The sequence below is a fragment of the Klenkia sp. PcliD-1-E genome (assembly GCF_024124375.1).
Lineage (GTDB): Bacteria > Actinomycetota > Actinomycetes > Mycobacteriales > Geodermatophilaceae > Klenkia.
The window spans coordinates 1-21,565 of the sequence record NZ_JAMXRZ010000074.1; the positions used below are offsets into that span (position 1 = coordinate 1).

At 75.1% G+C, this 21,565-nt stretch carries 21 protein-coding genes and 1 tRNA gene; 9 read left to right on the forward strand and 13 right to left on the reverse strand.

The features are described from left to right. From NH342_RS14870 to NH342_RS14895, 6 genes are all read right to left on the reverse strand, one after another. On the reverse strand, positions 1–940 hold a 940-nt coding region (locus NH342_RS14870; protein WP_253015679.1), incomplete at its 3' end, for a serine/threonine-protein kinase. Next, entirely contained in the window at positions 940–2,391 is a 1,452-nt protein-coding gene (locus NH342_RS14875) for a penicillin-binding protein 2 (protein ID WP_253015681.1), read from the reverse strand. The genes NH342_RS14875 and NH342_RS14870, both read right to left, overlap by 1 nt. After that, positions 2,388–3,824 (reverse strand): FtsW/RodA/SpoVE family cell cycle protein, encoded by a 1,437-nt coding sequence (locus tag NH342_RS14880; protein WP_253015683.1) that lies wholly within the window; start codon positions 3,822–3,824, stop codon positions 2,388–2,390. Before NH342_RS14880 ends, NH342_RS14875 begins: the two co-directional genes overlap by 4 nt. Further along, positions 3,824–5,224: a PP2C family serine/threonine-protein phosphatase gene (locus NH342_RS14885; protein ID WP_253015685.1), complete on the reverse strand. Its 1,401-nt coding sequence runs from the start codon at positions 5,222–5,224 to the stop codon at positions 3,824–3,826. The genes NH342_RS14880 and NH342_RS14885 overlap by 1 nt, the downstream gene beginning before the upstream one ends. Positions 5,225–5,240: 16 nt before the next feature. Further along, positions 5,241–5,702 (reverse strand): FHA domain-containing protein, encoded by a 462-nt coding sequence (locus tag NH342_RS14890; protein WP_253015687.1) that lies wholly within the window; start codon positions 5,700–5,702, stop codon positions 5,241–5,243. After that, positions 5,699–6,553, reverse strand: coding sequence for a DUF3662 and FHA domain-containing protein (locus NH342_RS14895; protein WP_253015689.1), 855 nt, complete (start codon positions 6,551–6,553; stop codon positions 5,699–5,701). Before NH342_RS14895 ends, NH342_RS14890 begins: the two co-directional genes overlap by 4 nt. A 140-nt stretch (positions 6,554–6,693) precedes the next feature. Here NH342_RS14895 and NH342_RS14900 point away from each other — a divergent pair. Continuing rightward, a tRNA-Leu gene (locus NH342_RS14900) sits at positions 6,694–6,776 on the forward strand. A gap of 59 nt (positions 6,777–6,835) precedes the next feature. Here the strand turns inward: NH342_RS14900 and NH342_RS14905 are convergent. From NH342_RS14905 to NH342_RS14915, 3 genes are read right to left on the reverse strand one after another with little or no spacing between them, the layout of a single operon-like run. Beyond that, complete coding sequence (locus tag NH342_RS14905; RefSeq protein ID WP_253015691.1) at positions 6,836–7,498, reverse strand: TrkA family potassium uptake protein; 663 nt, start codon at positions 7,496–7,498, stop codon at positions 6,836–6,838. Beyond that, positions 7,491–8,831: a TrkH family potassium uptake protein gene (locus NH342_RS14910; protein WP_253015693.1), complete on the reverse strand. Its 1,341-nt coding sequence runs from the start codon at positions 8,829–8,831 to the stop codon at positions 7,491–7,493. The genes NH342_RS14905 and NH342_RS14910 overlap by 8 nt, the downstream gene beginning before the upstream one ends. A gap of 46 nt (positions 8,832–8,877) precedes the next feature. Further along, entirely contained in the window at positions 8,878–9,291 is a 414-nt protein-coding gene (locus NH342_RS14915; RefSeq protein ID WP_253015695.1) for a DUF1707 domain-containing protein, read from the reverse strand. Between the two features lie 87 nt (positions 9,292–9,378). On the opposite strand from NH342_RS14915, the gene NH342_RS14920 reads away from it, so the two are divergent. The 3 genes from NH342_RS14920 to NH342_RS14930 all read left to right on the forward strand — a co-directional run bounded on the left by NH342_RS14920 (position 9,379) and on the right by NH342_RS14930 (position 13,480). Further along, a complete protein-coding gene (locus NH342_RS14920; protein WP_253015697.1) occupies positions 9,379–10,014 on the forward strand; it encodes a hypothetical protein in 636 nt (211 codons plus the stop codon). Positions 10,015–10,038: 24 nt separating this feature from the next. After that, the gene (locus NH342_RS14925) at positions 10,039–11,889 is read left to right on the forward strand and encodes an alpha/beta hydrolase fold domain-containing protein (RefSeq protein ID WP_253015699.1); all 1,851 of its coding nucleotides are present in this window, start codon (positions 10,039–10,041) and stop codon (positions 11,887–11,889) included. Between the two features lie 184 nt (positions 11,890–12,073). Then, a complete protein-coding gene (locus NH342_RS14930; protein ID WP_253015701.1) occupies positions 12,074–13,480 on the forward strand; it encodes an HNH endonuclease signature motif containing protein in 1,407 nt (468 codons plus the stop codon). Here the strand turns inward: NH342_RS14930 and NH342_RS14935 are convergent. Next, entirely contained in the window at positions 13,477–14,121 is a 645-nt protein-coding gene (locus tag NH342_RS14935; protein ID WP_253015703.1) for a flagellar brake protein, read from the reverse strand. The two genes, NH342_RS14930 and NH342_RS14935, sit on opposite strands and share 4 nt — an antisense overlap. Positions 14,122–14,205: 84 nt before the next feature. Here NH342_RS14935 and NH342_RS14940 point away from each other — a divergent pair, with 84 nt between their 5' ends. Together NH342_RS14940 and NH342_RS14945 are read left to right on the forward strand one after the other, a co-directional pair. Continuing rightward, positions 14,206–14,910, forward strand: coding sequence for an MOSC domain-containing protein (locus NH342_RS14940; RefSeq protein WP_253015705.1), 705 nt, complete (start codon positions 14,206–14,208; stop codon positions 14,908–14,910). A gap of 29 nt (positions 14,911–14,939) precedes the next feature. Further along, positions 14,940–15,164, forward strand: coding sequence for an RNA-binding S4 domain-containing protein (locus NH342_RS14945; protein WP_253015707.1), 225 nt, complete (start codon positions 14,940–14,942; stop codon positions 15,162–15,164). A 72-nt stretch (positions 15,165–15,236) separates the two neighbouring features. Here the strand turns inward: NH342_RS14945 and NH342_RS14950 are convergent, their stop codons facing one another. Next, complete coding sequence (locus NH342_RS14950) at positions 15,237–16,082, reverse strand: Fpg/Nei family DNA glycosylase (RefSeq protein WP_253015709.1); 846 nt, start codon at positions 16,080–16,082, stop codon at positions 15,237–15,239. Positions 16,083–16,124: 42 nt separating this feature from the next. Between NH342_RS14950 and NH342_RS14955 the strand changes: the two genes are divergently transcribed. From NH342_RS14955 to NH342_RS14965, 3 genes are read left to right on the forward strand one after another with little or no spacing between them, the layout of a single operon-like run. Beyond that, positions 16,125–17,513 (forward strand): RNB domain-containing ribonuclease, encoded by a 1,389-nt coding sequence (locus NH342_RS14955; protein WP_253015711.1) that lies wholly within the window; start codon positions 16,125–16,127, stop codon positions 17,511–17,513. Beyond that, positions 17,510–18,670 (forward strand): pyridoxal phosphate-dependent aminotransferase, encoded by a 1,161-nt coding sequence (locus NH342_RS14960; RefSeq protein ID WP_253015713.1) that lies wholly within the window; start codon positions 17,510–17,512, stop codon positions 18,668–18,670. The genes NH342_RS14955 and NH342_RS14960 overlap by 4 nt, the downstream gene beginning before the upstream one ends. Further along, positions 18,667–19,437 (forward strand): nitrilase-related carbon-nitrogen hydrolase, encoded by a 771-nt coding sequence (locus tag NH342_RS14965; protein WP_253015715.1) that lies wholly within the window; start codon positions 18,667–18,669, stop codon positions 19,435–19,437. The genes NH342_RS14960 and NH342_RS14965 overlap by 4 nt, the downstream gene beginning before the upstream one ends. Here the strand turns inward: NH342_RS14965 and NH342_RS14970 are convergent. Further along, positions 19,422–21,041, reverse strand: a complete 1,620-nt coding sequence (locus NH342_RS14970) for a Na+/H+ antiporter (RefSeq protein WP_253015717.1) — start codon at positions 21,039–21,041, stop codon at positions 19,422–19,424. The genes NH342_RS14965 and NH342_RS14970 overlap by 16 nt on opposite strands. A 17-nt stretch (positions 21,042–21,058) precedes the next feature. After that, positions 21,059–21,565 (reverse strand): endonuclease/exonuclease/phosphatase family protein (locus NH342_RS14975; protein WP_253015719.1); only part of this gene is annotated, 507 nt, incomplete at its 5' end.

A 21,565-nucleotide genomic window follows, 5' to 3' on the forward strand; every position in this document is an offset into this window, starting at 1 on the left:
CCAGCGCACCGGCGGCGCCCGCGGCGACCGGCCCGATGACCTGGGTGCCGTCGCCCCCGGCGACCGGGATGTAGGCGGTCGTGGCCGACGAGGTGGCCGGTCCGGGGCCGCCGGCGGCCACGGCTCGGGCGGCGGCGGCGAAGGCGCCGCCGTCGGCGAACCGGTGGGCGGGGTCCTTGGCCAGCGCCTTCTCGATCAGTGCCTGCACCGAGCCGGGCACGGTGGGCGGCAGCGGCGGCGGGGGCCGGTTGATCTGGGCGAGCGCGATGGCGACCTGGGAGTCGCCGTCGAAGGGCCGGTTGCCGGCCAGGCACTCGTAGCCCAGGACGCCGAGGGAGTAGACGTCGGAGGCGGCGGTGACCTGGAAGCCCTGCGCCTGCTCGGGGGAGAGGTACTGGGCGGTGCCCACGACCATGCCGGTGCGGGTGAGCGGCGCGGCGTCGCGGGCCCAGGCGATGCCGAAGTCGGTCAGCTTGACCACGCCGTCGGGGCGGACCATGAGGTTGCCGGGCTTGATGTCGCGGTGGACGACGCCGGCCCGGTGCGCGGCGGACAGGCCCTCGCCGGCCTGGGCGAGGACGTCGAGGGTGCGCTCGGGGGACAGCGTCAGCTCGCGGTCGAGGATCGCCACCAGCGGCTCGCCCTCGACGTACTCCATGACCAGGAACGCGACCTCGCGGCCGTCGGTGTCGGTGATCTCGCCGTAGTCGTAGACCGAGGCGATGTTCTGGTGGGCCAGGGCCGCGGTGTGCCGGGCCTCGTTGCGGAAGCGCTCCAGGAAGTTGCGGTCGCCGGTGTACTCGGCCTTGAGCACCTTCGCCGCGACCGTGCGGCCCAGGGTGCGGTCGGTGGCCCGCCACACCTCGCCCATGCCGCCGGTGGCGATCGGTGCGGTGATCTCGTAGCGGTCGGCGAGCACGCTGCCCACGTGGAGCGCCATCAGTTCCCCCCGCGGGCGGCGAGGTAGGCCGACATGACCTGCTGGGCGACCGGGGCGGACAGGTCGCCCCCGGTGCCCTGCCCACCCTGGATGAACACCGCGACGGCGATCTGCGGGTCGCCGTCCGGGCCGGCGTAGCCGACGAACCACTGGTTGTCGTCGGCGTCGGCGGTGGTCTGCGCGGTGCCGGTCTTGCCGCCGACGGTGTACCCGTCGATCTGCGCGCGGCGGCCGGAGCCGTTCTCCACGACGCTGACCATCATCTGCTGCAGCTGGCCGGCCACCTCGGCGGAGACCGGCTGGCCCATCTCGGTGGGCTCGGTCTGGTCGACGACGCTCAGGTCGGGCGCCTGCAGCTGGTCGACCAGGTAGGGCGTCATCAGGGTGCCGTCGTTGGCGATCGCAGCGGCGATCATCGCCCCCTGCAGGGGCGTGATCTGCACGTTCTGCTGGCCGATGGAGGCCACCGCCAGCTGCGCGTCGCCGTCGATGTCGCCCACGGTGCTCTCCGCGACGGGCAACGGCATGTCGAACCCGCCCTGGTCGATGCCGAAGGCCTCGGCGGTCGAGCGGATGCGGTCCTCGCCGAGCTCGACGCCGAGCTGGGCGAAGGCGGTGTTGCAGGAGATGGTGAGCGCGTCGATGAGGGGCTGCTCGCCGGACGCGGCGCAGGACTCGCCGCCGTAGTTGTTCAGCGGCCGGCTGGTGCCCGGGAGGACGTACTGCTGCGGGGCGGGGACGACGGTGTCGGGTGTGTAGCCGTCCTCGAGCGCGGCGGCGGAGGTGATCAGCTTGAAGACCGAGCCGGGGGAGTGCCGCTCGGCGGTGGTGGCGTTCACCCGGGGGTCGGGGTCCATCGCCGAGAGCTGGTCGGAGTACGCGCGGATCGCGGCCGGGTCGTGGCTGGACAGCTGGTTGGGGTCGTAGCTGGGGCTGCTGACCATGGCCAGCACCGCACCGGTCCGCGGGTCCAGCGCGACGGCCGCGCCGTCCACCCCGCCGAGGGCGTCGTAGGCGGCCTGCTGGGCGGCCGGGTCGAGGGTGAGCTCGACGTTGCCGCCGGAGGGGTCGCGCCCGGTGAACAGGTCGGCGATCCGGCGGAAGGCCAGCCGGTCGTCGTTGCCCGAGAGGATCTCGTCCTCGGCCTCCTCGATCCCGCTGTTGCCGTAGACCAGCGAGTAGTAGCCGGTCACCGTCGCGTAGACCTCGGGGTTCGGGTACTGCCGCAGGTAGGTCAGGGTGTCGTCGGTGGCCACCGACTGGGCGACCGGGTTGCCGGCCACCACGATGGCGCCGCGTTCGCGGTCGTACTCCTCGGCGAGGATCCGGGTGTTGGACGGGTTGCTCCGCAGCTCCGAGGAGCGCACCACCTGGATGTAGTTGGCGTTGAGGATCAGCAGCGTGAACAGCACCAGCACGCTGATCGCCACCTTGCGCAGCGGCGAGTTCACGGCTTGACCACCTCGGTGAGCGCCTCGCCGAGCTTGGGTGCCGGGGGCGTGGGCGGGGCGGCCGGGCGGCGGGCGGCGTCGCTGATCCGCACCAGCAGCGCGACCAGGCCGAAGTTGGCCACCAGCGAGGACCCGCCGTAGGCGACGAACGGGGTGGTCAGGCCGGTCAGCGGCAGCAGGCCGGTGACCCCGCCCAGGACGACGAACACCTGCCACGCGACGCCGAAGGCCAGGCCGGCGGCCAGCAGCTTGCCGAACCCGTCGCGGACCACCAGGGAGGTGCGCAGCCCGCGCTCGACCAGCACCAGGTACAGCACCACGATCGCGACCAGGCCGAACAGGCCCAGCTCCTCACCGAGGGCCGCGGCGATGAAGTCGCTCTTGGCCACCGGCACCTGGTCGGGGCGCCCGCCGCCGAGGCCGGCGCCGAAGAGCCCCCCGGTGCCCAGGCCGAACAGCGACTGCACGACCTGGTAGCCACCGCCGTCGGGGTAGTAGGCGAAGGGGTCCAGCCAGGTGTCCACGCGCACCCGCACGTGGCCGAAGAGCTGGTAGGCCACGGTGCCCCCGGCGGCGAACAGCAGCACCCCGATCAGCAGCCAGGAGGCGCGCTCGGTGGCGACGTAGAGCATCACCACGAAGATGCCGAACAGCAGCAGCGAGCTGCCCAGGTCGCGCTCGAAGACCAGGACGAGGATCGACACGCCCCAGGCGACCAGCACCGGGCCGAGGTCGCGGGCGCGCGGCACCTCCAGGCCCAGGACCCGGCGGCTGGCCAGGGCGAGCACGTCGCGCTTGTCGACCAGGTAGGCGGCGAAGAAGACGACCAGGCAGATCTTGGCGAACTCACCGGGCTGGATGGAGAAGCCGGCCACCCGGATCCAGATCTTGGCGCCGTTGACCTCCGACAGCGCGGAGGGCAGCACGGCGGGGATCGCCAGCAGCACGAGGCCGACCAGACCGATCGTGTAGGCCAGCCGGGACAGCACCCGGTGGTCACGGACCACCAGCAGCACGGCGACGAACAGCACCATGCCGACGGTGGCCCACAGCAGCTGGGTGGGGGCGTCCTCCCGGGCGGTCACCGACTCGCCCAGGGCGTTCCGGGCGATGTCCAGCCGGTGGATCATCGACAGCCCGAGGCCGGTCAGCACGGCGACGCAGGGCAGCAGCAGCGGGTCGGCGTAGGGCGCGACCTTGCGCACGACCAGGTGGGCCACCAGCCACAGGGCGGAGAACCAGGCGCCGAAGGTGGCGATCTCCGGGCTGGGTGCCCCGGTCACGGTGATGTCGACGATGGTCTGCGCGGCCAGCGTGATCACCACGGCGAAGGCCAGCATCAGCAGCTCGGTCCCGCGCCGCTTGGGCGGGGTCGCGACGCCGGGGGCCGCCTGCCTCGGGTCGGTGCCCGGCCCGACGGCGGGGGCGGCCATCAGTCCGCCTCCCGGCAGTCCACCCCGGGTTCCTGCGTCCGGCTGGGGGACGACGTCGTGGCGGTGGTCGTGGCGGCGGTCGTGGCCGGCGGCGCGGCGGTGACGGAGGGGTCGCCCGTCGGGGCGCTCGTGGTCGGTGCGGACGTGGACGGCGCGGCGGGGGTGCTGCTGGCCGAGGCCGACGGCGAGCTGCCGACCGTGCGGCACACGGGCAGCCGCTGCTCGAGCAGGTTGGACAGGATGCGGTCGGCGTCGTCCCGGTCGCTGGCCTCGATGCCGGACTCGACCCGGCTGCGGGCCGCCTGGGTGAGGTCGGTGAGCGCGAGGTCGGTGGAGGTGTCCAGCCGGTAGAGGTCCAGGCCGACCAGCGAGGCGTTGATGCCGCGGTAGACCCCGACGTCCCCGCCGTCGACCGAGCGGACGAACCAGTGGTTGCCCACGAAGGCGTAGAAGCCGACGGCGGCGGCGGCGAGCACCACCACGGCGGCCAGGCCCAGCAGTGCGGTGCGCAGCGGACGGCGCCGCTTGCGGGGCGGGGGGGCGCTGGCCACCGTGGCGGTGGGCGTGGCCGGCCGGGGGTCGGCCAGCGCGGCGCGGCCGGCCGCCGAGCGGGGGTCGACCTCGCGCTGGCCGCGGTTGTCCCCGGCCGCGCCGTCGACCACGGGGTCGATCGAGGCGCTGCCGTCGTCGTCGACGACGTCGGCCACGATGCAGGTGATGTTGTCCGGGCCGCCGCTGCGCAGCGCGAGCTCCACCAGCCGGTCGGCGGTGGCCTGCGGGTCGGGGTCGCGCAGCGCGTCGGCCATCGTCTCGTGGCTGACCACGCCGGAGAGGCCGTCGGAGCACAGCAGGTAGCGGTCGCCGGCGCGGGCCTCGCGCATCGACAGGTCGGGCTCGACGTCCTGGCCGTTGAGCGCGCGCAGCAGCAGCGAGCGCTGCGGGTGGCTGTTGGCCTCGTCCTCGGTGATCCGGCCGTCGTCGATGAGGGTCTGCACGAACGTGTCGTCGTGGGTGATCTGGTTGAGCTGGCCGTCGCGGACCAGGTAGGCCCGGGAGTCGCCGACGTGGCACAACGCCAGCCGGCCACCGGCGAACAGGACGGCGGTGAGCGTGGTGCCCATGCCCTCGAGCTCGGGGGACTCGCGGATGACCTCGCGCAGGTGCTCGCTGCCGTCGAAGACCGCGTTGCGCAGCGAGGACAGCATGTCGCCGGAGGGGGCGTCGTCGTCCAGGTGCTCCAGCGCCGCGATGACCACCTTGCTGGCCACGTCGCCGGCCGCGTGGCCACCCATGCCGTCGGCGACGGCGAGCAGCCGCGGCCCCGCGTAGACGGAGTCCTGGTTGCTGCCGCGGATCAGGCCGCGGTCCGAGCGCGCGGCGTAGCGGAGCACCAAGGTCATGAGTGCAGCTCCCGGGTCATGAGCGCAGCTCCAGCACGGTCTGCCCGATCCGGATCGGCTGGCCGGGGGAGACCAGCAGCGGGCCCTGCACACGCTGCTGGTCGAGGTAGGTGCCGTTGGTGGAGCCCAGGTCCTCGACGTACCACTGCCCGCCGCGGTTGGTCAGCCGGGCGTGCCGGGAGCTGGCGAAGTCGTCGGTGAGCACGAGGGTGGAGTCGTCGGCCCGGCCGATCAGGATGGCCTGCTCCCCGAGGGTGATCTTGGTGCCGGACAGCGGGCCGGCGGTGACCAGCAGGTTCTTCGGGCCGCGTCCGCCGCGCTTCTTGCCGGCCTGGGCGCGCGGCGGGACCGAGGAGACCCGGCCGGCGCGCCCGCCGAGCAGGTCGGCGCGGACCACCCGGAAGGCGGCGAAGACGAACAGCCAGAGCAGCAGCAGGAAACCGAACCGGAAGACCTGCAGCACGATCTCGGCGGTCATGCGCCGTCCTGCCGGTAGACCAGCACGGAGTGCCCGATGCGGATCACGTCGCCGTCCGAGAGCGGCTGCCGGCCGACCCGGCGACCGTTGACCAGGGTGCCGTTGGTCGAGCCGAGGTCCTGCACGCTGGCCACCGGCCCCTCCAGGACGACGTCCACGTGCTTGCGGCTGACCCCGGTGTCGGGCAGGCGGATGTCGGCCTCGGTGCCCCGGCCGATCACGTTGCTGCCCGGGGACAGGGTGTGCCGGGTGCCGGGGCCGTCGACGACCAGGACGTGGGTGACCCCGGGGCGCTGACCGGAGCGGCCGACCACCGAGGGACCGGCCGGTTCCTGGCCGCGCATCGAGGGCAGCGGGGGCAGCGGCGGCAGGCCGGGGCGGGCCGCGGCCGGCGGCGGGGGCGCGTCGTGGCCGGGGACGGGGCCGCCCCAGCTCTCGTCGAGGTCGGTGGCGAAGCGCGGGGACCGCTGCCCGGCGCGCGGGTCGGCCACGTGCGAGGCCACCTCGAACACCCCGGTGTGCAGGTCCTCGTCGCGCTCGAGCCGGACCTGGACGTCGCCGAAGGTCTGGAAGCCCTCGTCGTCGACGTGCTCGGCCACCATGTCGGCGAGCTCGGCGGCCAGCTGCTCGGACCACTCGGCCAGGTTGTCGTAGTCGGTGGGGCCCAGCCGCACCTCGTAGACGTTGGGCACGAGCACACGGCCCTCGCCCATCACCTTGCGCTGCTCGGTGGCCTCGCGCTGCAGGGCCTTGGCGATCTCGGCCGGGTGCACCTTGCCCTTGAAGATGCGCGCGAAGGCCAGACCGACCATGCCCTCCAGGCGGCGCTCGAAGCGCTGCAGCACACCCACAGTCGCTCCCTACGCTCGGTTGACCTCCTACTGACTGGCAGCCGATCGTAACCGGGCACCGGGGCGGAGAGCGGTCGGTGAGCGCGCGACGCCCCGAGGAGAAGGCGCTCGCGGGTGGCTGATACTGTTCTCCCTCGCCAGGGCAAGTGGCGGAATGGCAGACGCGCACGGTTCAGGTCCGTGTGTCCGAGAGGACGTGGGGGTTCAACTCCCCCCTTGCCCACAGCGCAGACGAGAGGCCCCACCCGCACCGGGTGGGGCCTCTCGCGCATCCCGGGCCCGTCAGGGCCGGTCGACGAACCGCTCGACGTCGTCGGGGTGGCCGGCGACGACGACGACGCTGCCGTAGCTGAGCACCGTGTCCCGGTCGGCGTGGGTGAACGACGTCTCGTTCTCCGCCCGCACCGACACCACCGACACCCGGTACCGCGTGCGCAGCCCGGTCTCCCCGAGCGGGACGCCGACCACCTCCCGCGGCGGCCGGGCCTTGGCCAGGACCCAGCCGGGGTCGACCTCGAGCCAGTCCAGCACCCGGCCGGCGACCAGGTGGGCGATCCGTTCGCCCATGTCGCGCTCGGGGAACACGACGTGGTGGGCGCCGACCCGCTCCAGGATGGTGGCCTGCTGCCGGGTGGTCGCCTTGGCCCAGATGGTGGCGACGCCGAGCTCGGACAGCAGCGCGGTGGTCAGGATGCTGGCCTCCAGGGAGCTGCCGATGGCCACCACCACCCGCGGCACGTCGGCGATGCCGATCTCGGTGAGGGCGTCGAGGTCGGTGGAGTCGGCGACCACGACCTGGTCCAGCTGCCCGGCGAGCCGCTGCACCACCTCGGGGCGGTTGTCGACGGCGAGCACCTCGGTGCCGCCGGCGACCAGTTCCAGGGCGAGCGCGGTGCCGAAGCGGCCCAGCCCGATGACCGCGACGGGGTCTCGGTGGTCAGCCAACGATGATCCTCTCCTCGGGGAGCCGACGGCGCCGGGCCCGCTGGCGCAGCGCCAGCCCGGTCGCCAGGGTCAGTGGGCCGATCCGCCCGACGAACATCAGCACGACGAGCACCAGCTGCGCCGCCCGGGGCAGGTCGGCGGTCACGCCGGTGGACAGCCCGACCGTGGCGAACGCCGAGATGACCTCGAACAGCACCTGGTCGAAGCCCAGGTCGGTGAGCGCCTCGACGACGAACGTGCCGACGGCGACCAGCCCGAGGCCGAGCAGGGTGACCGCGAGGGCCTGCCGCTGCACCGCGACGGGCAGCCGGCGCCGGCCGACCTCCACGTCGGGGTCGCCGCGCAGCTCGGCCCACAGCACGTAGGCCAGCACGCCGAAGGTGGTGACCTTGATGCCGCCCGCGGTGCCGGCCGACCCGCCACCGATGAACATCAGGGCGTCGGTGAGCAGCAGCGTCTCGGGTTGGTAGGCCCCGACGTCGAGGTTGTTGAACCCGGCGGTGCGCGGCATGGTGGCCGCCACGAACGCGGCCAGCACCTTCGTGCCGCCGGCCAGCGGGCCCAGGGTCCCGGGGTTGCGGGCCTCGGTGGCGAGGAGGACGACGGTGCCGAGCACCAGCAGGGCCGCGGAGCAGACGACGGTGACCCGGGTGAGCACCGACCACGAGCGCGGGGTGCGCCACTCGCGGGCGAGCTCGAACACGACCGGGAAGCCCAGTCCGCCGACGACCACGGCGGCGCAGACGGTGAGGCTGATGACCGGGTCGGCGACGTAGGCGACCAGGCTGTCGGCCCGCAGGCCGAACCCGGCGTTGTTGAACGCCGACACCGCGTGGAAGACCCCGCTCCAGGTGGCCGCGGCCGCGGACTGGCCGTACCCGAGCCCGAACCGCAGGGCCAGCACGACGGCGACGACGGCCTCCGCGGCGAGGACGAAGACCAGCACGCGCCCGACCACGCGGCGCAGGTCCGCGGCGGTCAGCGCCTTGGTCTCGGCCTGGGCGACCAGCCGGGCCCGCAGCCCCAGCCGCCGGGAGACCAGGAGGGCGAGCAGCGTGGCGAGGGTGGCGATGCCGATGCCCCCGGCCTGGATGAGCAGCAGCAGCACCACCTGTCCGAACCCCGACCAGTAGGTGCCGGTGTCGACGGTGACCAGGCCGGTGACGCACACCGCCGAGGTCGCGTGGAACAGGGCGGTGAGCAGGTCGGCGCGCCCCGGCCCGGCGGTGGCCGCGGGCAGGCTGAGCACCGCGGTGCCCACCGTGATGGCCGCGGCGAAGGCCGAGGCGATGACCCGGCCGGGGTGGCTCAGACGGCGGGGTCGGGCGACCACGGGCGAAGGGTGCCACACCCGCCCGTCCGGGCGGGGGCCGCCGGGGTCAGCCGCGGCGGGCGGGCGTGCCGCGGGTGGTGAGGGTGCGGGCCACGAGCACGGCGCCCCAGGGGCCGACGACCCAGACCGGCCACGGGTAGGAGAAGCCACCGGCCATCGCGGAGAACAGGTACACCGCCCAGACGACCAGCGCGACGGTCAGCCAGCCCCGCCACGCCTGGCGCAGGTCCCCGCCACCGCAGCTGCCGTGGGTCGCGCGCCGCTCCTCGCGGCGCGGCGCCGGGGTGGGCAGGTCCGAGGTGAGGACGGCGAGGTCGGCGTGGGTGCGCGCGGCGTAGGCGGCGGCCAGGCGCTCGTCGTACTCGGTGACGGTGAGACGACCCTCCTGGAGGGCCCGGCCGAGGACCTCGGCGACGTCTGTGCGGTCGGTGTCGGCGGCGCGGAGCTCGGGGGCGGGCATGGCCCGAGTCTTCCCAGCCCGGGGGCCCGCCACCACTGACACCTGTCACCGATGTGCCGCCCCGCCCGTCACGGGTAGGGGGCCGTCATGACCGACCGCGACACCGCCGCCGCCGTCCTCGACCGGTACGGCACCACCTACGCCGACGAGGCCGGCATCCGCCTCGCCGACACCCCCGCCCCGCTGTGGCAGCTGCTGGTGCTGGCCGAGCTGCTCAGCGCCCGGATCGACGCCGGCATCGCCGTCGCGGCGACCACCGAGCTGCTCGACGCCGGCCTCACCACCCCCGACCACATGCTCGAGGCCAGCTGGCAGGACCGCGTCGACGCACTGGGCCGGGGCCACTACCGCCGCTACGACGAACGGACGTCGACCCAGCTCGGCGACCTGGCGACCCAGGTCCGCGAGCGCTGGAAGGGTGACCTACGCCGGCTGGCGGCCGAGGCCGACGGCGACGCCGGTCGGGCTGCCGCGCTGCTGCAGGAGTTCCCCGGCGTCGGTCCGCTGGGTGCGCACGTGTTCCTCCGCGAGGCGCAGGCGGTGTGGCCGTGGCTGCGCCCGCACCTGGACGACCGGGCGCTGCGCGGCGCCGGGCGGGTCGACCTGCCCACCGACCCCCACGCACTGGCCGACCTGGTGGACGGCGACGACCTGGCCCGCCTGGCCGCGGGCCTGGTCCGGGTCTCCCTGCTGCCCGCATCGGTGGACCCCCTCGCCGGGTAGGCCGGGCCGTGGTGAGGTGACCCCGTGCCGATCGACCCGCACTTCCCGCCGTTCCTGCAGCGCCTCGTCGACGCCGGGGCCACCCCGCTGGTCAGCGGGGACGCCGCCGTCGACCGGGCGCGCTACCGGGCGCTGTCGCTGGCCCGCCGCGGCGAGGGCTACCGGCCCGAACCGGTCGCCGACGTCGAGGACCGCACGGTCGAGGGCCCGGCCGGGGACCTGGCGGTCCGGGTCTACCGCTCCGGCCTGGGCCGGGTCGCCGGGCAGGCCCGGCCCGTGGTGGTGTGGCTGCACGGCGGCGGCTGGGCGGTCGGCGACCTGGACACCCACGACCCGGTCTGCCGCGCGGTGGCCAACCGGCTGGGCGCGATCGTCGTCGCGGTGGACTACCGGCTGGCCCCCGAGCACCCGCACCCCGCACCGCTGGAGGACAGCCTGGCCGCCGTCCGCTGGGCCGCAGGCCGGTGGCCCTCGGCGCCGCTGGTGGTCGCCGGGGACAGCGCCGGAGCCGGGCTCGCCCTCGGGGTGGCGCTGCGCTGCCGGGACGAGGCCGGCCCGGTGCTGGCCGCGCAGCTGCTCGCCTACCCCGGCCTGGACCCGACGATGTCGATGCCGTCGGTGGCGGAGAACGCGACCGGGCTGTTCCTGGAGAAGTCCGACATGCGGCAGTTCTGGGACTGGTACCTCCCCGACGGCGGCGACCGGTGGACCGCGCCGCTGGGCACCGACCTGACCGGCCTGCCGCCCGCCGTGGTGGCCACCGCCGAGTTCGACCCGCTGCGCGACGAGGGCGACACCTGTGCCGTGGAGCTGGCCGCCGCCGGCGTGCACGTCGTCCACCTGCCCGGGCCCGGTCTGGTGCACGGCTACTTCGGGCTGACCGAGATCGCACCGGCCGCCGCCGTCCGGCGGGCCGAGGTGCTCGACGTGCTCGCCGACCTGCTCGGCATGCCCGGTGTGGTCCCCGAGGAGGCCGCCTGGCCGACCACCGAGCCGCTGGGCGCCTGGCTGGAGCGCGGCTCCGCACGGGTCGCGGTCGACCTGCGCGGTGGCGGGCTGCGCCGGCTCGCGGTCGGCGACTGGGACGTGCTGGACGGCTACCGCACCGGCGAGGTCCCGAAGGGACGGCGGGGTGGGCTGCTGCTGCCGTGGCCGAACCGGCTGCGCGGGGGCCGGTGGTCCTGGCGGGGCACCGACCTGCAGCTGGACACCGCCGCCGAGGGTGCGGCCATGCACGGCCTGCTGTCCTGGCAGCCGTTCTCGGTGCTGGCCCGCACGCAGGACACCGTCACCGTCGGCACCGTGCTGGAGCCGCGCCCGGGCTACCCGTTCCGGCTGGCGGTGGCGCTGGACTACCGGCTGGAGCCCGACCGGCTCACCGTCACCGTGCGGGTGCGCAACGCCGGCACCCACGACGCGCCCTTCGGCGTCGGCATGCACCCCTACCTGCACGTGGGCTCGGAGGAGGACGGCGCGATCGGTGCCGCGGAGCTGCACGTCCCGGCCCGCACCGGGCTGGACCTCGACGGCGGCCTGCCCACCGGCGGGCGGCACGCCTTCGACGGCGCCGTGGGCAGGATCGGCGACCGCGCGCTGGACGACGCCGTCACCGACCTGACCCGCGACGAGGACGGCTGGGCCCGGGTGCGGCTGTCCGGCCCGGCGGGGGAGCTGGAGCTGGCCGTGGACGGGCAGTGGCCGTGGCTGCAGGTCTACACCGGCGACACGCTCCCGGAGGGCCAGCGTCGGCGGAGCCTGGCGGTGGAGCCGATGACCTGCCCGCCGAACGCGCTCGCCGACGACGCCGACCTGGTCGTGCTGGCGCCGGAGGAGGCCTGGTCGGGCAGCTGGACGCTGTCCTGGCAGCCGGCCTAGTGGTGCCGGCGCCGTCGCCTCGCCGCCACCCCGCCGAAGCCGTCATGTGACGGCTGCGGCCCGTTCGGTGCTCAGGATGGTCCATCAGCGTCATACGACGGTTGAGCTGGGGATTCACCTCGCTATGCCTGCACATCAGCGCTAGATTTCGAACACCTGATCGAACGGGTGGGAGGTGTCGGTGGTGGGTCTGGACGACGCCAAGCCCTGGACGCCCGAGCCCCTCGCACCCGGCGCCCTGGGCGCTGAGCGTCCGCCGGCGCCCTCGCCGATGGCTGCCGCATCCCGGTCACCGGAGCCACCGCCGGCCGATGTGTGCGCGGCGATCGAGGCGGCGCTGACTGCGTCACAGACGCCGCTGGAGGGCGGGGTATCGGCCGCGCAGTTGCTGGACCGGGCTCGGGGTCTGGCCCGGCTGGTCAACCTCGCCCAGGCCGAGCTGGCCCGCACCGTCGCCCACGCCGAAGCCGTGGATGCCGCCTACACCGACGGGCTGACCGGGATGAAGCCGTGGCTGCGCGGGCACACCCACCTGTCCGGCCCCGAAGCCGCTGGAACGCTCGCCGCCGGGCGGCTGGCCCGGCGGATGCCGGCGGTTGGCGCTGGTGCGGCCGCAGGCGGGATCACGGCGGGTCAGATCACCGTGATCGGGCGGATCCTCACCGATGACGTCTGGGCGACCGGCGAGGCGGCCGGGGTGGACCTGCCCGCCCTGGACCTGCTCGTGGCCGAGACCGCGATGCACGCCCCCCGCACGCTGGCTGACGTGTGCCGGCGGATCGCCGACGCCATCGACCCCGACGGCCCACCACCGACCGACCCCACCGAAGGCCGCGGGCTGCGCATCTCCCGCCGCGCCGACGGGTCCCGCGCCATCCGCGGCCAGCTGGACGCCGCCGGTGGGGAGCAGGTCGAAGCCGCGCTGGAGGCCATCGCCGCCGCCGGACGCTGCGAGGGCGACCTGCGCTCCCGCGACCAGCGCGCCGCCGACGCCCTCGTCCAGCTCGCCGCTCTGCACCTGGCCGCCGGGGACCTGCCGATGCTGCGCACGACCAAGCCCCAGGTGACCGCGTTGATCCAGCTGGAGGACCTGGCCGATCCCGACACCCGCCCCGCCGCCACCCGGCTGGGATCAGGGGCGACCGCGTCCAACACCGTGGCCCGGCAGGCCGCCTGCGACGGGGACGTCGCCCGCGTCCTGCTCGGCCCCGACGGGCTCCCGCTCGACGTCGGCCGCGCCCACCGCCTGGTGCCGGCGCACATCCGCCGCGCCGCCGAGGTCCGGGACGGTGGGTGCGTGTTCGCCGGCTGCCACGCCCCGGCCTGGTGGTGCGACGCCCACCACCTCATCCACTGGATCGACGGCGGAGCCACCAGCCTGGAGAACACCGCGCTGCTGTGTGAACGGCACCACACCCAGGTCCACCACGGCTACCGGCTGAAGTGGGACCCCGACGACAGGTGCTGGCGCACGTTCCGCCCCGATGGTCGGGAGATCATCACCGGGGTCCTCACCGACACCACCGGCCAACCCGTCGAGCACTGGCGAGAACCCGACCGACCGCTCTTCGCGGGCGCAGCGAGCAGTTAGAGGTCGCCGCGCTTGGCGAGCTGGCGCAGCCGCTCGAACACCCGGGCCCGCACCTGGTCCTGGGCGCGCTCGGGCCAGTCGGTGAACACCAGCGAGGCCTCCAGCCTGCCGTCGGTGACCGGGAAGCCCCGGCGCACCTCGGCGGTGCCGGAGACCACCCGGTCGTTCCCCAGGTGCAGGGTCACGGTCACCGTGTCCAGCACCGCGGGCCAGCCGTCGGCGACGGGCCAGCGGCCGCGCACGCCCGTCTCGGACAGGTCCAGCGTGGTGCCCTCGACGCTGCGGGGGCCGTCGGTGAGCACTGCGGGCAGCAGCACCTCGGCGCGCACCGCTCCGCGCCGCTGGCCGTCGCGGACGGAGCCCAGCGGCTCCAGCCGCCAGGTGGGCTCACCACCGGTGATGACCTCCAGCACCCGCGCGGTCCGGGCGCGGGGGCCGCGGCGGGAGGACCAGATGATCTCGACGTCCTCGCCGACGGGCACGCGGATCCGGCGTCCGGTGCGGTCCTGGGCGACGGTGACCACGAGGACACCGTCCCCGGGTTGGTCGTCGGGGACGAAGGACACCAGCAGGTCGTCGCGGTCGGTCACGTGCACGTCGAGCACGCTGCGGGGGCCGGGCAGCTCCTCGCCGTCGGTCATCGGGGTCACTCCTGTCTCGGTGGCGCGGACAGGCTGGCACGCCGGGGCGCGTCCGCGGTGGATCGGGCGCGCGACACTGGGCCGGTGCAGGTCATCGAGCTGTGGCGCTACCCGGTCAAGTCGTTGCAGGGCGAGCGGTGCGAGGCCGTCGACGTCGGCCCGGAGGGGTTCGTCGGCGACCGGGCGTGGGCGCTGTTCGACACCGCCACCGGCTACGGCCTCACCGCCCGCCGGGTGCCCGACCTGCTGTTCGCCTCGGCTCGCACGACCGGTGGCCGGCCCGACGTCCTGCTCCCCGACGGCACGGTGACCGGCGACGACGCCGTCCTCTCGGACTGGGTGGGCCGTTCGGTCGAGCTGCGCCCGGCCAGCCACCCCGGCCCGCGCACCTACGAGAACCCGGCGGACCTGGAGACCGAGTCGCGCTGGAACCCCTTCTCCGGGGCCGACGGTGCCTTCCACGACAACGCCGACTCCCGGGTCACGCTGCTGTCGACCGGGACGACGGGGGACTGGGCGCCGCGCCGGTTCCGGGCCAACGTGCTGCTCGACGGGGCGGGGGAGGACGAGCTGGTCGGTCAGCGGGTGCGGCTGGGCACCGCGGTGCTCGACGTCGTCGCGCCGGTCGCCCGCTGCGTGATGACCACCCGGCCCCAGCCCGGCGGGATCGGCCGGGACACCGGGGTGCTCAAGACGATCCACCGCACCCACGAGGGCACGCTGTCGGTGGGCGCGGTGCCCAGCACCGGGGGCCGGATCGCGGTCGGCGACGAGCTGCGGGCATGGTGAGCGGGGCGGACGGGTGGGACAGTTCACCGGTGCAGACCGTGGAGCTCCGCGCCGGTGAGGACGTCATCCGGCTGGGTCAGCTGCTGAAGCTGGTCGACGCCGTCCCCACCGGGGCGCAGGTCAAGGACGTGCTCGCCGAGGGCACCGTGCGGGTGAACGGCGAGCCGGAGGACCGCCGCGGCCGCCAGCTGCGCGCCGGCGACGTGGTCAGCATCGACGGCCTCGGCGACGTCCGGGTCTCCCCCTCGACGTGATCATGGGGTTGTTGCCCGGCGGCGCGCCGTCGTGCGGCGTGTCGCCGTGCAGAACCCCATGATCACGAAGGCTCAGTGCGGCTGGCAGGTGGGGCACCACCAGACCTTGCGGTTGTCCATGTCGGCGACCTCGATCGGCGTGCCGCAGCGCAGGCAGGGCTCGCCCTCGCGGCGGAAGACGTAGAACGCGTCGTCCCGGCTGACGTGCCCGTCGGACTCGGGGCGGTCCTCGGGGTCGGTGGTGATCTCCTTGCCGCCGCGCCCGACGGCGTCCTTCATCACCCGGCGCATCTGCGACCACATGGTCGTGAACTCGTCCTCGGTGACGTCGACCCCGGGCCGGTGCGGGTCGACCCCGGCCAGGAAGGGCACTTCGCAGCGCCAGATCAGGCCGGCGCCGGCGGTGACGCCCTGGTCCAGCAGCAGCCCGCCGATCGGCTTCCTCGACTTCCGGACCTTCGCCCAGGCGACGTCGGGGTCGGCGTCGTCGCGCAGCGGGTCGGGGCCCAGCTTCGCGACGGCGCGGTCCAGGCCCTCCTCGTCGACCAGCGTGCAGGTGATCGCCCCGCGCAGCTCGGCGCTGAGCGCCGCCTCCCCGCGCCCGGACCGCAGCCGCAGCCGGACGTTGGAGTCGTCGACCTGCTTGACCGGCCGGCCCGAGAGCTGCTGGTGGTCGTGGTCCCACCAGGTCCAGCCACCGATCAGGCCCAGGTGCACGTGCAGGTACTGCGGGGAGGCGCCGGAGAACCGCAGGAACAAATTCTTGCCGAACGCCTCGGTGCCGCGCAGCGTGCGGCCGTCCAGCGCCGCGGCGCCGTCGGCGAACCGGCCCTGCGGGCTCTCCGCGTGCACCACGTGACCGCCCATCGCCTCGTCGAACCGGCGGGCGTCGACGTGGATCATGTGTCCCTCGGGCATGGGCACTGTGTACCTGCACGTTCCACGTGGAACGGTGACGGGGTGGCTCGCGTGCTGAGGGTGTCCGGTCCGCTCGACTTCGCCGCGGTCCGGGCGGAGTTCGACGTTCCCGAGCAGTTCCCCGCCGACGTCCTCGCCGAGGCCGACCGGGTGGCCGCGGATCCGCCCCTGCCCGACCTCGACGCCACCGACCTGCCGCTGGTCACCCTGGACCCGCCCGGCGCCCGCGACCTGGACCAGGCGCTGCACCTGGCCCGCACGGACGGCGGCTACCGGGTCTCCTACGCCATCGCCGACGTCGGCGCCTTCGTCGCGATGGGCGGCGCCGTCGACGCCGAGGCCCGCCGCCGCGGGCAGACCGTCTACTGCCCCGACGGCCGGACGCCGCTGCACCCGCCGCAGCTGTCCGAGGGCGCGGCCAGCCTGCTGCCCGACCAGCTCCGCCCGGCCGCGCTGTGGACGATCGACCTGGACGCCGACGGCGAGGTCACCGCGGTCGACCTGCGCCGGGCCCGGGTCCGCAGCCGCGCCCAGCTGGACTACGTGACCGTCGGCGACCAGCTGCCGGCCGAGCTCGAGCTGCTGCCCGAGATCGGCCGGCTGCTGCAGGCCCGCGCCCGCGACCGCGGGGCGATCGAGCTGGGCACGCCGTCCCAGGAGGTCGAGCCCGGCCCGGACGGCGGCTGGACCGTCGTGTTCCGCGGGCAGAGCGACGTCGAGGGCTGGAACGCGCAGCTCTCGCTGCTCACCGGCCGCTGCGCCGCCCGGCTGATGCTGGACGGCGGCGTCGGCGTCCTGCGCACCCTGCCCCCGCCGGACCCCCGCGCGGTCGGGGCGCTGCGCCGGCTGGCACCCGGCCTCGCGGTGGCCTGGCCGGACGGCGCGACCCCCGGCGAGGTCATCGCCACCCTGGACCCCGCCCGGCCGCAGCACGCCGCCTTCCTCGACGCGGCGACCAGCCTGCTGCGCGGCGCCGGGTACACCGCCTTCGACGGCGAGCCCCCGGCCGAGCCCGGGCACGGCGGGGTCGGCGGCCCCTACGCGCACGTCACCGCTCCGCTGCGCCGGCTGGTCGACCGGTTCGGCACCGAGGTCTGCCTGGCGCTGGCCGCCGGGGAGCAGCCGTCGCCGCAGCTGCGCGCCGCGCTGCCGGAGCTGCCCGCGCTGATGGCCGCCTCCGACCGGCGCACGCACGCCGTCGAGCGGGCCGTCGTCGACCTGGTCGAGGCCACCCTGCTCGCCGACCGGGTGGGGGAGGTGTTCGATGCGGTCGTGCTCGACGCCGACGACGACCGCGCCACCGTGGTGCTGCTCGACCTGGCCGTGCAGGGCCGTGCCGACGGCCGGTTCGAGGCCGGCGAGGTGGCCCGGGTGCGGGTCGACGTCGCCGACCCGGCCACCCGCACCGTGCGCTTCGAGGACGCCCGGTGAGCCTGCTCGCCCAGCGCCTGCAGGGCTTCGGGACGACGGTCTTCGCCGAGATGAGCGCGCTGGCGGTGGCCACCGGGTCGGTCAACCTCGGGCAGGGGTTCCCCGACACCCCCGGCCCCCCGGAGGTGCTCGACGTCGCCCGCGCCGCGATCGGCACCGAGCTCGACCAGTACCCGCCCGGCCCCGGCCTGCCGGTGCTGCGCGAGGCCGTCGCAGCCCACCAGCTGCGCTTCCGCGGCCTGTCCTACGACCCGGCCACCGAGGTGCTGGTCACCGCCGGCGCCACGGAGGCGCTGGCCGGCGCGCTGCTCGGGCTGCTGGACCCCGGCGACGAGGTGGTGGTGTTCGAGCCGCTCTACGACAGCTACGCCGCGTGCATCGCGATGGCCGGCGGCGTCGTCGTCCCGGTGCCGCTGCGGCCCCCGCCGCCCGGCGAGACCGGCCGGTGGACCTTCGACCCCGCCGAGCTGCGGGCCGCGGTCACCCCGCGCACGACGCTGCTGCTGCTCAACACCCCGCACAACCCGACCGGCAAGGTGTTCGACCGGGCCGAGCTGGCGCTGGTGGCCGACGTCGTCCGCGAGCACGACCTGGTGGCGCTGACCGACGAGGTCTACGAGCACCTGGTGTTCACCGGCGCGGAGCACGTCTCGCTGGCGGAGCTGCCCGGCATGCGCGAGCGCACACTGGTGGTCAGCAGCGGCGGCAAGACGTTCTCCACCACCGGCTGGAAGGTCGGCTGGGTGTGCGGCCCGGCCGAGCTGGTCACCTGCGTGCGGACGGCGAAGCAGTTCCTCACCTACGTCAACGCCGGCCCCTTCCAGCCCGCCATCGCCGCGGGGCTCGGCCTGCCCGACGCGTTCTTCACCCGGGTCGCCACGGACCTGGAGCACCAGCGCGACCAGCTGGTCGCCGGGCTCGTGCAGGCGGGGCTGCCGGTGGTGAGCCCGGAGGCCACCTACTTCGCCACCGTGCGGGTGGACGGCGACGGGCTCGCCTTCTGCCGCGAGCTGCCGCACCGGGTCGGCGTGGTCGCCGTCCCGATGTCGGCGTTCTACCTGCCCCAGCACGCCGAGCTGGGCCGCGACCTGGTCCGGTTCGCGTTCTGCAAGCGTCCCGAGGTGCTCGCCGAGGCCGTCGCGAGGTTGACCGCATGAGGGTGGCCGTCGTCCAGCACGACATCGTCTGGGAGGACCGCGCGGCCAACCACGCCCGGCTGGCCGGCCTCGTCGACCGCGCGGTGGGCGCCGGCGGCGAGTTGGTGCTGCTCAGCGAGACCTTCTCCACCGGGTTCTCCATGCGGCACGGGATCGGCGAGCCCGAGGGCGGGTCGTCGGCGCAGTGGCTGACCGAGCAGGCCGCCCGGCACGGGGTCTGGGTCGGCGGGTCGTGCGCCGAGGTCGCCGTCGACGACCCCCGGCCCTACAACTCCTTCGTGCTGGCCGGCCCCGACGGCACCGTGCACCGCTACCGCAAGCTGCACCCCTTCACCCACACCCGCGAGCACGACTACTTCCGCGCCGGCGACGCCCCGGTGACCGTGCAGGTCGGCGACCTGCGGGTCAGCCTGTTCGTCTGCTACGACCTGCGCTTCGCCGACGAGTTCTGGGCACTGGCGCCGGACACCGACGTCTACCTGGTGCCGGCCAACTGGCCCGCCGCCCGCCGGCTGCACTGGCAGACCCTGCTGCAGGCCCGGGCGATCGAGAACCAGGCCTACGTGGTCGGCTGCAACCGGGTCGGCACCGCGGGCGACGGCACCGAGCACGTCGGGGACAGCCGGGTCATCAGCCCGCTGGGCGAGCTGCTGGCCACCGCCGCCGGCGGGGAGACCGTGCTGGTGGCCGAGGTCGACCCGGCCGAGGTCGCCCGCGTCCGCGACCGGTTCCGCTTCCTGCAGGACCGGCGTCACTCCTCGGGCTGAACCCCGACCAGGCGGACCTCCTCGGCGTCCAGCTGCGCCATGACCCGCCGCAGCACCAGGTCGTCGATGGCGTGCAGGTCCCGCAGCCGGACGACGGCGTCCCGCTTGTCGCCCAGCAACGCCAGCCGCAGCCGCCGCTCGGACTCCGCCTCGGCCAGCATCGCCTTCTTCACGGCGCGGTGGTCGGGGTCGGTGACCCGCCCGTCGCTGAGCACCTGGGTCAGGTGCAGCTGCCGCTCCCGGGCCTCGTGCGCCTCCCGCACCCGCGCGACGACGGCCTCCGGGACGCCGAGCTCGGCGGCCCGCACGTCCAGCGCCGCCTGTGCGGCCCCCAGCGCCTCGCGCTGCGCCAGCAGCTCCTCCTGCGCCTCGGCCGGGTCGGGCTGCAACCGCGAGAACCGGATGACCGCCGGCAGGGTCAGGCCCTGCACGACCAGCAGCACCACGATGACGCCGAAGGTCACCATCAGCAGCAGGTCCCGGCCCTCCAGCGGCCCGCCGTCCGCCGTCGTCGAGGGGACGGCGAGGGCCGCCGCCAGCGACACCGCCCCGCGGAAGCCGGCCCACTGGCCGGGCAGCCGGCCGCGGAAGCCGACCCGGCGCAGCCGCTGGGCGGGCCGGCGGTCCAGCGCCCGGATGACGAAGGGCAGCGTGTTGCCCCAGACCAGCCGGGTGCCCGCCACGGTCAGGGCCACCCACAGCGTGGCCACCACGCCGGTCCAGACCTCCGCAGCGGTGCGGCCCGCGACCACCGCGTGCAGCTCGAGGCCGACCAGCACGAACAGCGACCCGTTGAGCAGGAAGGTGGTCAGCGACCAGAACCCGGCCGCCTGCACCCGGGCGGCGGGGGAGATGACCCGGGTGGCGATCTGGGTCAGCGTCAGCCCGCAGGTGACCACCGCCACCACGCCCGAGGCGTGCAGCAGCTCGGCCGGCAGGTAGGCCACGAACGGGGTGAGCACGCCGACCACGTTCTCCAGCCGGACGTCGGTCAGCCGCCGGCGCAGCTCGGTGACGGCGAAGGCCAGCGCCAGGCCGACCGCGATGCCGCCGGCGTAGGAGCCGACCAGCCGCCAGGCCACCCCGCCGGGGCCGACGTCCAGGGTGCCCACGGCCACGCCGACCGCGACGCCGAACACGACCAGGGCGGTGCCGTCGTTGACCAGGCTCTCCGCGCGCAGCAGGGTGCGCGCCCGGCGGGGCAGCAGGCCGGCCACGGTGGCGATCGCGGTCGCGTCGGTGGGGGCGAGCACCGCGCCGAGCACGAACGCCATCGGCCAGGACAGCCCGAGCGCGTGCCCGACGACGGCCACCGTGCCCGCGGTGGCCAGCACCAGGCCGACCGACATCAGGCTGATCACCCGCAGGTCGGCGCGGATCTGGCGCAGCGAGATGGTGAGGGACTCCCAGTACAGCAGCGCCGGGAGGAACAGGAACAGGACGACGTCCGGGGGCATCTCCACCGCGCCGATGCCGGGCAGGAAGCCGACGACCGTGCCCAGCGCGAGCAGCACCAGGGGTGGGGGCAGCCGGACCCACCGCGCGAGCAGGGACCCGACCAGGACCAGGACACCGACGACCACGACGGTCTCGAGCGCGTGCACGACGTCGATCCTTCTCCTCAGCGCGGCGGCAGCACCAGTTCCGCGGCCAGCGCGCGGTGGTCGCTGCCGGGCAGGTCGTGCACCGCGAAGGAGGCGACGCCGATCCGCCGGTCGGCCAGCACGTGGTCCAGGGTCAGCCGGGGCTGCGGCCGTCTCTCCGGCGTCCAGGTGTGCACCAGGGACCGCCCGGTGCGCGCGCCGGCGTCGGCGTAGCCCCGGGCCAGCAGCCGGCGGTAGGTGGCGTGGTCGGGGGTGGCGTTGAAGTCCCCGGCCAGCACCCGCAGTACGTCGCCGCCGGCCGCGGGCAGCTGCGCCATCTCCCGCTCCCACCGGCGGGTCCGCCGCACGGTCACCGGCGGGTCGGTGTGCACCGCCGTCACCTCCAGGTCCGGCGCCCCCGGCACGGCCAGCCGGACGACGGGCTGCTCGAACCGGCCGGGCGCCCCGGAGCGGTCGCGCACCTCGAGGCGGGTCCAGACCGCGCCGCCGGCGGCGGGCGGCGCCCCGGGCCGGTGTCCGCGGAC